Genomic DNA, 12,713 nt, shown 5'->3' with positions numbered 1-12,713 from the left:
TGCGGAGGCTACCGGACCGTGCGGCTGCGCGAATAGCGGTACAGATCGGGAACGGGCGACGGAGCGCCCTACTTTTCCTCTTCCATCGTCACGGCGACGTCCGCCTTGGCGGACAGCCGCACCTTGTTGCCTTCAACATCGGCAACGAGGCCCTTGTCGATGAAATGATGGTGGCCCTTGTGGCTGCCCTCGCCGCTGTCCTTCCTGGTCAGCTTGATGCGGTTGCCCTCTACCCTGTCGACGGTGCCGACATGGACACCGTCGGCGCCGATGACTTCCATATGCTCTGCGATGTTCTGCATGGCGGGATCCTTGGTTGGATCGCAGCCAACGCGGCAGGCGCGCGTTCGTTTCAATCGTATTCCGGGGCGCGACGAAGTCGCGAGCTATGATGCGCAATTGCGCATCATAGCTCGCGCCAAGTGGCGCGCCCCGGAATGACGACACTGATGGAACGACCGCTAAATCAGCGGCGCCTGCGACGAGGCGTGGTGATTGACGATCTTCCAGTCGCCTTCCTCGCGGATGATGACCCAGCTCATCTTGACGACGAGATCGTCCCGCTCGCCGGCGAGATCGAACGTGATGATCGCGGCCATGTTGATCAGGTCAGGGCCGGCCTGCGCGGCGTACACGTCGGAGAAGGTCGCGCTCGGCCTGCGCCAGCGCGGCAGGCCGTTGAAATAATCGGCAACGCCGTCCCTGCCCCGATAGAGTTTTGGGTTCGAGCCGAAGAAGAACGCGTTCCTCGCATAGAGCGAGGACAGCGCGGCCGCATCGAGCGTCGCGAAGCCGGCGCACCATTTCGCGATGATGGCGGAAACGATGGCGTCGGCTTCGCTGCTCATGCCCTCGCCTCAGCCCTTCGCGACTTCCTTGGCGAACGTATCGCGCAAGCCGATCGTACGCGAGAACACCGGCTTGCCCGGCGTCGAGTCCTTGTCGCGGACGAAATAGCCCTGGCGCTCGAACTGCATCGGCTCGGTCGAATTGCTCTCGGCAACTGACGCCTCGACCCGCGCATCGGCGAGGATCTCGAGCGAGTTCGGGTTGAGATCGGCCGCGAAATTCGAGGCGTCCGGACTCGGATTGGCGAACAGCTGGTTGTAGATGCGGATCTCCGCCGGCTTGGACGTCGCCGCCGGCAGCCAGTGCATGGTCGCCTTGACCTTGCGGCCGTCGGGCGCGTTGCCGCCCTTGGTCGCGGGATCATAGGTGCAGCGCAGCTCCACCACCTCGCCCTGGTCGTTCTTGATCACGCCGGTGCACTTGACGAAATAGGCGTAACGCAGCCGCACCTCGTTGCCCGGCGACAGGCGGAAGAACTTCTTCGGCGGGTTCTCCATGAAATCGTCCTGCTCGATATAGAGCTCGCGGCCGAACGTGATCTTCCGCGTGCCGGCGCTAGGGTCGTCCGGATGATTGATCGCCTCGAGCTCCTCGGTCTGTCCTTCCGGATAATTCTCGATCACGACCTTGAGCGGCCTCAAGACTGCCATGCGCCGCTGCGCCGTGCGGTTCAGCTCCTCGCGGATGCAGAACTCCAGCATGCCGACATCGACGACGCTGTTTGCCTTGGCGACGCCGATGCGCTTGACGAATTCGCGCAATGCGGCCGGCGGCACGCCGCGGCGGCGCATGCCCGCCATGGTCGGCATGCGCGGATCGTCCCAGCCGGCGACATGACCCTCGCGGACGAGCTGCGTCAGCACGCGCTTGGACAGCAGCGTGTAGGTCAGGTTGAGGCGCGCAAACTCGTACTGGTGCGGCTTGGACGGCACCGGCAGCTTCTCGATGAACCAGTCGTAGAGCGGCCGGTGGTCCTCGAACTCCAGCGTGCAGATCGAATGCGTGATGCCTTCAATCGCGTCCGACTGGCCGTGGGCATAGTCGTAGCTCGGATAAATGCACCATGCGTTGCCGGTGCGCGGATGGTGCGCATGCAGGATGCGGTACAGCACGGGGTCGCGCAGGTTGATGTTGCCCGCGGCCATGTCGATCTTGGCCCGCAGCACACGCGCGCCGTTGGGGAATTCGCCGGCCTTCATGCGGCGGAACAGGTCGAGATTCTCCTCCACCGAGCGGTCGCGGAACGGCGAGTTCTTGCCGGGCTCGGTCAGCGTGCCGCGCGAGAGGCGGATCTCCTCCTGGGTCTGGTCATCGACATAAGCGAGGCCGTCGCGGATCAGCTGCTCCGCCCATTCATACAGGCGGTCGAAATAGTCCGAGGCGAAAAACAGGTTCTTGCCCCAGTCGAAGCCGAGCCAGCGCACGTCGGCCTGGATGGAATCGATATATTCCTGCTCTTCCTTGACCGGATTGGTGTCGTCGAAGCGCAGGTGGCAGCGGCCCGGAAACTCCTGGGCGATGCCGAAGTTGAGTGCGATCGACTTGGCGTGGCCGATGTGCAAATAGCCGTTCGGCTCCGGCGGGAACCGGGTCACGATCTCCTTGTATTTGCCCTGGTCGAGGTCGGCCTGGATGATGTCACGAATGAAATCGCGCCCAACCTCAGCTGCCACCGGTTCTGTCATTACGAAAATCCTGTAGGGAAATCAGCGGTTCTTCTGCCAAATTCGCGTGGCCGCGCCAAGAGCTTAAGCAAGGCCTGTCAGGTCCGCCGCCGCCCTTTAGTTATGTCCCGTTCCTGCTATACACCACCGCCTCCAATGCATAGGCCCTGCCAAGAATGTCCGATTCCGTCGTCACGCGCTTCGCTCCCTCGCCGACCGGCTTCCTCCATATCGGGGGCGCCCGCACGGCGCTGTTCAACTGGCTCTTTGCCAAGAAGCACGGCGGCAAGATGCTGCTGCGGATCGAGGACACCGACCGCGAACGCTCCACGGAGGCGGCAATCGGCGCCATTCTCGACGGGCTGAAGTGGCTCGAGCTCGGCTGGGACGGCGAGGTCATCTACCAGTTCGCCCGCGCCGCCCGGCACCGCGAGGTCGCCGAGCAGCTGCTGGCCGACGGCAAGGCCTACCGCTGCTACGCCACCGCCGAGGAGCTCGCCGCCATGCGCGAGAAGGCGCGGGCGGAAGGCCGCACCCGCCTCTATGACGGCATGTGGCGCGACCGCGACCCCGCGGCGGCTCCCAGCGACGTCAAGCCCACCATCCGTCTGCGCGCGCCGCAGACCGGCGAGACCGTGATCGAGGACCAGGTCCAGGGCCGCGTGGTCTGGCAGAACGAGAACCTCGACGATCTCGTCCTGCTGCGCGGCGACGGCAACCCGACCTATATGCTCGCGGTGGTGGTCGACGACCACGACATGGGCGTCACCCACGTGATCCGCGGCGACGACCACCTGATCAACGCCGCCCGGCAGAAGCAGATCTACGATGCGATGGGCTGGGCGCTGCCGAGCATGTCCCACATCCCCCTGATCCACGGCCCGGACGGCTCGAAACTGTCCAAGCGGCACGGCGCGCTCGGCGTCGATGCCTACCGCGCCATGGGCTACCTGCCGGCTGCGCTGTGCAACTACCTCGTCCGGCTCGGCTGGAGCCACGGCGACCAGGAGATTTTCTCGACCGAGGAGATGATCGAAGCGTTCGATCTCGCCAGCGTCGGCCGCGCCGCCGCCCGCTTCGATTTCGCCAAGCTGGAAAACCTCAACGGCCATTACATCCGTCACGCCGACGATCAATCACTCGTGAAGATGTTCGAGGACGTGCTCGACCACATCGTGCCGAGCCGCGACGAGATTAAGGCCAAATTAAACGACACCACGCGCGCGCAGCTGCTCAAGGCCATGCCGGCCCTCAAGGAGCGTGCCAAGACGTTGATCGAGCTGATCGACGGCGCCCATTTCATCTTCGCCGACCGGCCGCTGGCGCTCGATCCCAAGGCGGAGGCGCTGCTGACGCCGGAGAACCGCAAGCTGATCGGCCAGCTTCATTCCGCGCTGGAGAAAGTCGAGACGTGGAGCGGCGCCACCACCGAGGCCGCGCTACGCGCCTTTGCGGAGGAAAATAGTCTCAAGCTCGGCGCGGTCGCCCAGCCGCTCAGGGCGGCGCTCACCGGACGGACGACGTCGCCCGGCATATTTGAGGTTTTGGACGTGCTGGGCCGCCAGGAAAGCCTCGCCCGGCTCAAGGATCAGGCTACGACGTAAGTCGACCATGCGTGCGGCGATCTTGCAGCGCACATAGCAATAATATACCCATCTCCCCCACATTCTGGAACATCCGGCCTGCCCCCATGGTCGCCCTGGGGGCCTCCGGCTCCGGCCCGTTTCACCACACATCGGGGACCTCTGATGGACGCAAAACCAAGCCCAAAGACCGCGACGCTGACGGTCGGAAACAACAATTTCGATCTCCCGATCCTCAGCGGCAGCGTCGGGCCTGACGTCATCGATATTGGCAAGCTTTACGGCCAGTCCGGCCTGTTCACCTACGATCCGGGCTTCACCTCGACCGCGAGCTGCCAGTCCAAGATCACCTATATCGACGGCGACGCGGGCGTGCTGGAATACCGCGGCTACCCGATCGAGCAGCTCGCCGAGCACGGCGACTTCCTGGAGACCTGCTACCTCCTGCTCTACGGGAACCTGCCGACCGCCGCGCAGAAGAAGGATTTCGACTACCGCGTGACCCATCACACGATGGTGCACGAGCAGATGGCCCGTTTCTTCCAGGGCTTCCGCCGCGATGCCCATCCGATGGCGATCATGGTTGCGGCCGTCGGCGCCCTCGCCGCGTTCTATCACGACTCCACCGACATCAATGATCCGAAGCAGCGCATGATCGCCTCCATGCGCATGATCGCGAAGATCCCGACGCTGGCCGCGATGGCCTACAAGTACACCGTCGGCCAGCCCTTCGTTTATCCGAAGAACTCGCTAGGTTTCGCCGAAAACTTCCTGAACATGTGCTTCGCGGTGCCCTGCGAAGACTACAAGGTCAGCCCGGTGCTCGCGGATGCGCTGGAGAAGATCTTCATCCTGCACGCCGATCACGAGCAGAACGCCTCGACCTCGACGGTGCGCATCGCCGGCTCCTCGGGCGCAAACCCGTTCGCCTGCATCGCGGCCGGCATCGCCTGCCTCTGGGGCCCGGCCCATGGCGGCGCCAACGAGGCCGCGCTGAACATGCTCTATCAGATCGGCACGGTCGACAAGATCCCCGAGTTCATCGCCAAGGTGAAGGACAAGAACTCCGAAGTCCGCCTGATGGGCTTCGGCCACCGGGTCTACAAGAACTACGATCCGCGCGCCAAGATCATGCAGAAGATGTGTCATGCCGTGCTCAAGGAGACCGGCCATGGCGACGATCCGATGCTGAAGGTGGCGATGGAGCTCGAGAAGATCGCGCTCAGCGACCAGTACTTCATCGACCGCAAGCTCTACCCGAACGTCGACTTCTATTCGGGCATCACGCTGAAGGCGATGGGCTTCCCGGTCTCGATGTTCACCGTGCTGTTCGCGGTCGCCCGCACCGTCGGCTGGATCAGCCAGTGGAGCGAGATGATCGAGGATCCCCAGCAGAAGATCGGCCGCCCGCGCCAGCTCTACACCGGCGTCGCCAAGCGCGATTACGTTCCGATCGACAAGCGGTAACAATCGGCCATCACGCCTTTTCGAAACGGCGCCATCGCAGGATGGCGCCGTTTTTTCGTTTGCGAGACAGCCTTGTAGGGTGGGCAAAGCGCAGCGTGCCCACCACCTCTCGCGACTGATAGGAAGTTGCCCACCCTACGAAACCGGTTGCTGCCGCGCACAACAACAAGTCGGATCATCGCGCCAGCCAGCGCTTGACAGCCGAAACGCTTCGCGCGCAAATTCTTACACTAAGTAAGAATGACGACAGGGATGGAAATGCCGGAGCAGCCGAGAAGTCGGCGGCAGACGCGCGCTGCCATTTTGACTCATCTGCTTCAGTCGGGCGGCTCGTTTCGTCCGCCACTGGCCAAGGCCGTGCGCCTGTCGGAAGCGAGCCTGTCGCGCATCCTGCTTGACTTGAAGGCCGAAGGCCTGATCGAGGAAGTGCGGCGCCCTGCCCCTTACGTTGGTGGCCCGACCGGCCTCGTGTCGCTCGACGGCGCGGTGGCGCTTGGGGCTCTGGAGCTGACTGGCCAATGGCTCGGCGTCGGCGTTGGCAGTCTTTCCGGCGAACTGCATTACACCGAGCGCGTGCCGCTGCCGAAGAAGCCGACGGTCGACTCCGTTGGCGATGTCTTTCGCGAGGCACTGGCCTTGCTGCACGACTGGACACGGCGGCGCCGCATCAGGCTAGCACAGATCGGCGCGACCGTTCCGGGCCTCGGCCGTCTCAGCGTATCAGGCAATCCGATCATTCCCTGTGACGTCGAACGTATCAGCAGCATGTTCGGCGAGATGTTCGCGGGCGTGCCTGTTGCCTTCACCAATTCGGTGGTGGCGCACGCCGCCTTTCATCGTTGCCGTAACGAGGACTATCCCTTTAGCGATCCACATCTGTTCGTGTTCGTCGGCCAGGGCGTCGCCGGCGCCTGGGTGGATGATCCTAGCGAAGATGACGCGCTCGACCCGGTCGAGCTCGGCCACATGGTGTTCGGCACCGACGGCCCCCGCTGCCGCTGCGGTCATCATGGCTGCGTCGAAGCCTATACGTCGCTGCCGGCGCTGGCCGAGCTGCTGCATATGACGGAAGCAGAATTGCTACAGCTCGGCCATGATTGGGTGACCGCGATTCCTCTCACGTCCAGGGTGCGCCAGGAATTGCGCCAGCGGCTGTTCCGGCTTGGTCTCGCCATCGGCAACACATTGAACGTCAAACCATGCCGCGGCGTAGTCGTCAGCGGCTGGCCATCGCTGCTCGCCGAGAAGGAGCGAAAGGCCGTGATCGACGGGATCGACGCCTGCCTGCTCGGCGGACGCAAATTGGCGCAGGTCTCCGTCGCCTTCGTGCCGCCGTCGACCGGCAACGATCCGCAGGCTGCGCTCGCCTTCGCCGCGTTTTGCCTGGCGAGATCTGGCGGCATGCCGTCCGCATCGACGGAGGCCGCCTGAATGACTTAAGCCGCGTGCGGCTCGCGCACGCCAACAACAGCGCCAAAAATGGCGTAAGCAACTTCACACCGGGAGGAACTGCCATGCCGATCACAACAACAAGGCGTCGTCTGCTCGCGGGATCTGCTGCCGCGCTCGCATTTCCGCACCTTGCCCGCGCGCAAGGCGCAGTCAAGCCGCGCCTCACCGCAATCTCGCAATGGTCCGCCGGCAGCGACGGCGCCGCCATCACCGCGCTCGGCAAGAAGTTCGAGGAGAAAGGCGGCGTCTGGCAGCACTCGCCCGTCCCCGGCTTCACCACGGACATGATGAACAAGTTGCGTGCGCAGATCATTGCCGGCGATCCGCCGGCCTGTTCGCAACTCAAGGGCCCCGAGATCGCGGCCTGGTCGAAGATCGCGCCGACCGTCGACCTCGACGCCGTGGTCGCGGCTGCCGGCTACGAGAAGGTCGTTGCGCCGGACCTTGCAAAGCTGCACAAGCCGACCGGCAAGTGGATTGCACTGCCGCTACAGATCTACAGCACAAACATGCTGTTTCTCTCCAAGCGCGGAATGGATAAGGCCAAGGCCGACAAGATCCCGGTCACCTGGGCTGACTTCAATGACCTTGCCGAGAAAATGAAGTCGGCCGGCATGGCCTACCCCATCGCCAACGGCGGCACCCGCGCCGACGACGGGCAGAAATTCGAGGCGTCCCTGGCCGGCATCAGCCCGACGGCATACCGCGCCGCCTGCATGAATCTCGACAAGAAGGCGCTGGAGGGCCCTGAGATGAAGGCAGCCTTCGCGCAGACGCGCAAGATCTCCAACTGGTGTGATCCCAATGTCGGCGTCCAGCCCTATGCCACCAATTTGAAGCGCTTCGTCGACGGCGACATGGGCATGCTGATCATGGGCGGCTGGGCCCAGGGCGTATTGAAAAACGCCGGCTTCAAGTTTGACGACTACGTCATCACCCCCGGCCCCAGTGACAACGGCAAGCCTGTCTTCCTGTTGAATGCCGATGCCTTCATCTTCTGGCAGCGCAAGGAGGCCGATCTCCAGGCCGGCCAGATGTTGATGGCCCAGCTCGTGATGGATCCGGCGATCCAGACCATGTATTCGCAAATCACGGGATCGATCCCCGTGCGTACCGATGTCGACCTGTCCGGCGAGGGCTGGTCGGATGGTCAACGGACAACCGCGGCCGCATTGAAGAATGCCATGGGCAACAATCAGGCCGTCCTGAGCCTCGCGCACAACATGGCCCAGGAAAACGGCCTGACCGCGGCGATGATCGACGTCATCACTGAATATGTGAAGAACAAGACGATCAAGCCGGAGGAGGCCGTCAGCCGCCTCGCCGACGCCGTCGAGGGCGCACGTTGACCGACGTCGTCTCGACAGCAAGACGGCCGGGCCGGGCGGCGCCCCCGGAGATGGTGCGCCGGCTGCCCGAATTTCTGATGATCTGGGTGCCGCTGCTGTTATCCGCAGCGCACCTCATCTCCTTTTCGATATGGACCATTTGGATTTCGTTTACGCCCTCCACCCTTGTTCCCGTTACGGGCTGGGTTGGTTTGCGCAACTACAATTCGGTCCTGGCGTCGCGAAATTGGCAGATTGCCTTCGACAATCTACTGCTGTTCGGCAGTGCTTTCGTGCTGCTCAGCTTGATTACCGGTCTCTTGCTCGCGATCCTGCTCGATCAGCGCATTCGCGGCGAGAACGTGCTGCGATCCATCTTCCTCTATCCCATGGCCGTGTCGTTCGTCGTCACAGGCACGGTGTGGAGCTGGCTGCTCAATCCCGGCATCGGGATCGAGAAGCTCGTCCATGATCTCGGCTGGATGGCCTTCAAGTTCGATTGGCTGGTCAACCGCGACATGGCCATCTGGACCATTGTCATCGCCGCGATCTGGCAATCCTCGGGCTTTGCCATGGCCCTCTTCCTGGCCGGCCTCCGCTCCGTCGATTCCGAGATTCTCAAGGCGGCACAGATCGACGGTGCCGGGCCAATCCGAACCTATTGGCGCGTCATTCTGCCGACGCTTTGGCCGATCACCGTCACGGTCATCGTTGTCCAGTTGCAGTTTGCGATCTCGGCCTTCGACCTCGTCCGCGCCCTCACCAACGGGGGGCCAGGAATCGCGACCCAGCTGCCGGCGCTTGTTGTCTATGATTTGATGTTCCAACGCAGCCAGCTCGGCCGGGGCGCGGCTGCGGCGGTGCTGATGCTGCTCATTCTGCTAGCGGTGCTGCTCCCTTATGCGGCGTGGCGCTATGTCCGGCAACGGCGCGCGGCCCATGCGTGACCGAAGCTTCGCCCCAAGCCGCGCTCTGATCTATCTGATCGTAACCTTGTTCGCGGCCGCCTACCTCGCGCCGCTGGTCGTCGTCATTCTGAACTCGCTCCGGACCAATGAGGAGATCGCGCAGAGCTCGATGATCGGCTGGCCGCAACACTGGGCGTTTGGCAATTATGCCCTGGCCTGGAGCGGCTTTTGCGTCGCCGAGACCTGCGCCGGCATCCGGCCCTATATGATCAACTCCGCGCTCGTCACGATTCCTGCGACGATCATCTCGACCCTGCTCGGCGCTATTGCAGGGTACGCCATATCACTCTGGCGCTTTCGGGGCGATAACTGGATCTACGGCATCGTCACCCTTGGCCTCTTCCTGCCCCAGCAGATGCGCCTCTTGCCCTGGACGATCGTGTTGCGGGACATCGGGCTGATCAACACGCTGACGGGCCTCGTGCTGATCCACACCATCCAGGGGCTGTCCTTCACGGTGCTGTTCTGCCGCAACTACTATATCGCCATTCCGCACGAGCTGATCCGGGCCGCACGCATCGATGGCGCCGGCTTCTTCCGCATCTTCTGGCGCATCATCCTGCCGCTCTCGGCACCCATCCTGATCGTCACGGTGATCTGGCAGTTCACCCATATCTGGAACGAATTCCTCTATGGCGTGACCTTCACGACCGGCCAGCAGCAGCCCGTGACGGCCGCGCTCATCGCACTGTCTACCCCAGTCGCAGATATCCCCAAGCAAGGTGTGCAGAGCGCCGCGGTGATCATCGCAGCCCTGCCGACTTTGCTGATCTATCTGTTCGGCGGCAAGTACTTCGTCCGCGGCCTGACTGCCGGGGCCGTGAAATGATGGAGTTGTCATGGCAGCACTGAGCATTCGCGCCCTCTCCAAGCGTTACGCCAATCTGGAAGTGCTGAAGGACATCGCGCTCGACATCGAGAGCGGCGAGTTCACCGTGCTGGTTGGCCCGTCCGGCTGCGGCAAGTCCACCCTGCTCAACATCGTTGCCGGGCTCGACCGCCCGAGCGCGGGAACGATCGAAATCGGCGGCCGCGTCGTCAACGACGTCGCGCCGAAGGACCGCGACATCGCCATGGTGTTCCAGTCCTACGCGCTCTATCCCTCCATGACCGTGCGCCAGAACATCACCTTCGGCATGGAATGCCGTCACGTTCCCAAGGCCGAGCAGGACGCTGCGGTCGCGAATGTCGCAAAACTGCTCCAGATCGAGCCGCTGCTCGGCCGCAAGCCTTCGCAATTGTCCGGCGGCCAGCGCCAGCGCGTGGCGATGGGGCGCGCGCTGGTGCGCAATCCCCTGCTCTTCCTGTTCGACGAACCGCTCTCCAATCTCGACGCCAAGCTGCGCGTCGAGATGCGGATGGAGATCAAGCGCCTGCACCAGCGCATCGGCGCCACCATCGTCTATGTCACCCACGACCAGATCGAGGCGATGACGATGGCGACGCGGATCGCCGTGATGCATCAGGGCAGCGTGCAGCAATTCGCCGATCCCGACACCGTGTACCGCTACCCCGCCAATCTGTTCGTCGCGCGCTTCATGGGCTCGCCGCCGATGAACACCATGCCGGCCCGGCTGGAGGCCGAAAATGACGGGCCGGTCGTCGTGATCGGCGCGGGGCGGCCGGACGAGCTTCGTCTGCGCCTGACGGGATATGACGCCGCAGCCCCCTTTGTCGGACGCAAGGTGGTGTTCGGAATCAGGCCGGAATGCATTGCCGAGGGCAGCCGCACGTTTTCCAGCGAAGCGCCAGTCCTCGTCGAGGCGCCGGTGGAGCTGGTCGAGCCGACAGGTGCCGAGACCATGGTGTTGCTGCGGCTCGGGGGCGAGCCCGCGATGGCGCGGGTCTCGCCGGATATCCGCCCCGCGCCCGGCACGTCCGCCGCCTTCGCGCTCGACACCCGCCGCATTTGCCTGTTCGACCCCGAGACGGAGCGCCTGATCGCATGACGAAGACGACCTATTCAAGCCTTGCCGGCCGCGTGGTGTTGATCACCGGGGGCGCCAGCGGCATCGGCGCCGCCTTCGTTCGCGCCTTTGCGACCCAGGGCGCCCGGATCGCCTTCTTCGACATCGATAGGGACGCGGGCGAAGCCCTGGGGCGGGAGATAGCGGCCTCGTCCGGGACTGCGCCGCTGTTCGTGCCCTGCGATCTCCTCGACATCGATTCCCTGCGCAGCGCGATGGCGGAGGCGCACCGTTCGCTTGGCGACGCCGCCGTTCTCGTCAACAACGCCGCCAACGATCAGCGCCAGGTTCTCGCCGAGGTGACGCCGGCCGAGTTCGACTGGATGATCGGCGTCAATCTCAAGCACGTCTTCTTCGCAGCGCAAGCGGTGGTGCCGCAGATGCAGGCGCGCGGCGGCGGCTCGATCATCAACATGTCGTCGATCGCCTGGATGCGCGGCGCGCCGGCGCTGCCGGTCTATGCCGCGGCGAAAGCGGCGATCGTCGGCATCACGAACTCGCTGGCGCGGTCGGTCGGTCCCGACCGCATTCGGGTCAACGCGATCGCGCCGGGCATGGTGATCACCGAACGCCAGCGCCGGCTGTGGTATCCGGACGATCGGGTCATCGCCGAGATCCGCTCGCGCCAGGCCGTTCCGGATGCGGTGACGCCCGAGGACATCGCCAACATGGCGCTATTCCTCGCCTCCGACGAAAGCCAGCGCATCACCAGCCAGTGTTTTCGGGTCGACGGCGGACTTGCCTAGGGCGTGTGCTCATAAAAATCGTTTCGGGTCCGCATTGCTGTCCGAGTGAGACGTCAAACACACACGTCAATGCATGCCGCTGGGCCAATCGGCGCCTTGAGCGCAGCCCACCTGATCGCAAGATGTGATTTTCGACAATGCGATTGGAGAGCTAGGAAACCTTGGGGAGTTCGCGCGTTTAGGGGCCGGAGCAAGCGATGGAGGAGAACCATGCGAACAGCAATTCTCGCATTGATTGTAGTTGCCGGGAGCGCAATTGCCTTCCAAGCAACGGCCCAACAGCAAAAGGCTGCACCCAGTGAGCAAACCAAGGAGGAGATGAACCGCGATGTAGACCAAGGGCTCAAGGCTGGCCAGCCCAACGAGCAGATGCAGCGCGATGCCGACAAAGGGATCAAGACCCGCAACTCCGGAGAGTCCGGATACGTTGCCGATCAAGACAAGCCGGCCGCTTCTGCGCATCCTCCGGGCCGACCGGGAAGTGAGCAGACCACGGGTTCGGGTGGCCAGACCAGCACTCCGAAATAGACTTAGAATACCTGGTGATGGCGAGTGGCGGCCGGAAATGGCCATCTCACCATTCGCATTCGGGTCCTGGACCTAGCGTGTCGATCGGCCGCCGACCAAATCGCCTTCCGGGTCACCAGCGGCGGTCCGCCGCTCGACGCGTCAGGTCCGGTTCTCCCCAG

At 63.7% G+C, this 12,713-nt stretch carries 12 protein-coding genes; 9 read left to right on the top strand and 3 right to left on the bottom strand.

Translation table 11 applies throughout. The features are described 5' to 3' along the window. Positions 1–68 precede the first annotated feature (68 nt). The 3 genes from ACNJYD_RS18035 to ACNJYD_RS18025 all read right to left on the bottom strand — a co-directional run bounded on the left by ACNJYD_RS18035 (position 69) and on the right by ACNJYD_RS18025 (position 2,534). Positions 69–302: a DUF2171 domain-containing protein gene (locus ACNJYD_RS18035; protein WP_172783597.1), complete on the bottom strand. Its 234-nt coding sequence runs from the start codon at positions 300–302 to the stop codon at positions 69–71. Between the two features lie 159 nt (positions 303–461). Next, the gene (locus ACNJYD_RS18030) at positions 462–848 is read right to left on the bottom strand and encodes a YybH family protein (RefSeq protein WP_260379303.1); all 387 of its coding nucleotides are present in this window, start codon (positions 846–848) and stop codon (positions 462–464) included. 9 nt (positions 849–857) lie between these two features. Beyond that, complete coding sequence (locus ACNJYD_RS18025; protein ID WP_439367252.1) at positions 858–2,534, bottom strand: glutamine--tRNA ligase/YqeY domain fusion protein; 1,677 nt, start codon at positions 2,532–2,534, stop codon at positions 858–860. Between the two features lie 155 nt (positions 2,535–2,689). Between ACNJYD_RS18025 and gltX the strand changes: the two genes are divergently transcribed. The 9 genes from gltX to ACNJYD_RS17980 all read left to right on the top strand — a co-directional run bounded on the left by gltX (position 2,690) and on the right by ACNJYD_RS17980 (position 12,552). Then, positions 2,690–4,117: a glutamate--tRNA ligase gene (gene gltX / locus ACNJYD_RS18020; protein WP_439367250.1), complete on the top strand. Its 1,428-nt coding sequence runs from the start codon at positions 2,690–2,692 to the stop codon at positions 4,115–4,117. Between the two features lie 144 nt (positions 4,118–4,261). Further along, positions 4,262–5,563 (top strand): citrate synthase, encoded by a 1,302-nt coding sequence (gltA, locus tag ACNJYD_RS18015; RefSeq protein ID WP_172783593.1) that lies wholly within the window; start codon positions 4,262–4,264, stop codon positions 5,561–5,563. Between the two features lie 252 nt (positions 5,564–5,815). Continuing rightward, entirely contained in the window at positions 5,816–6,994 is a 1,179-nt protein-coding gene (locus ACNJYD_RS18010) for an ROK family transcriptional regulator (protein WP_212257221.1), read from the top strand. Positions 6,995–7,077: 83 nt separating this feature from the next. Beyond that, positions 7,078–8,364 carry an ABC transporter substrate-binding protein gene (locus ACNJYD_RS18005; protein WP_172783592.1) on the top strand — a complete coding sequence of 429 codons (1,287 nt, stop codon included), beginning with the start codon at positions 7,078–7,080 and terminating at the stop codon, positions 8,362–8,364. Beyond that, a complete protein-coding gene (locus tag ACNJYD_RS18000; RefSeq protein ID WP_439367248.1) occupies positions 8,361–9,290 on the top strand; it encodes a carbohydrate ABC transporter permease in 930 nt (309 codons plus the stop codon). Before ACNJYD_RS18005 ends, ACNJYD_RS18000 begins: the two co-directional genes overlap by 4 nt. Beyond that, positions 9,283–10,140: a carbohydrate ABC transporter permease gene (locus tag ACNJYD_RS17995; protein ID WP_172783591.1), complete on the top strand. Its 858-nt coding sequence runs from the start codon at positions 9,283–9,285 to the stop codon at positions 10,138–10,140. The genes ACNJYD_RS18000 and ACNJYD_RS17995 overlap by 8 nt, the downstream gene beginning before the upstream one ends. Before the next feature lie 10 nt (positions 10,141–10,150). After that, positions 10,151–11,260, top strand: coding sequence for an ABC transporter ATP-binding protein (locus tag ACNJYD_RS17990; RefSeq protein ID WP_271506480.1), 1,110 nt, complete (start codon positions 10,151–10,153; stop codon positions 11,258–11,260). Continuing rightward, positions 11,257–12,024: an SDR family NAD(P)-dependent oxidoreductase gene (locus ACNJYD_RS17985; protein ID WP_439367245.1), complete on the top strand. Its 768-nt coding sequence runs from the start codon at positions 11,257–11,259 to the stop codon at positions 12,022–12,024. The genes ACNJYD_RS17990 and ACNJYD_RS17985 overlap by 4 nt, the downstream gene beginning before the upstream one ends. Positions 12,025–12,234: 210 nt before the next feature. Continuing rightward, a complete protein-coding gene (locus ACNJYD_RS17980; RefSeq protein WP_172782858.1) occupies positions 12,235–12,552 on the top strand; it encodes a hypothetical protein in 318 nt (105 codons plus the stop codon). Positions 12,553–12,713 lie beyond the last annotated feature (161 nt).

Origin of the sequence: Bradyrhizobium sp. SPXBL-02 (genome assembly GCF_051853065.1) — a bacterium.
Taxonomy (GTDB): domain Bacteria; phylum Pseudomonadota; class Alphaproteobacteria; order Rhizobiales; family Xanthobacteraceae; genus Bradyrhizobium.
Note: the sequence above shows the minus strand (reverse complement) of the source record. Positions and strands in the feature narration are given on the sequence as shown.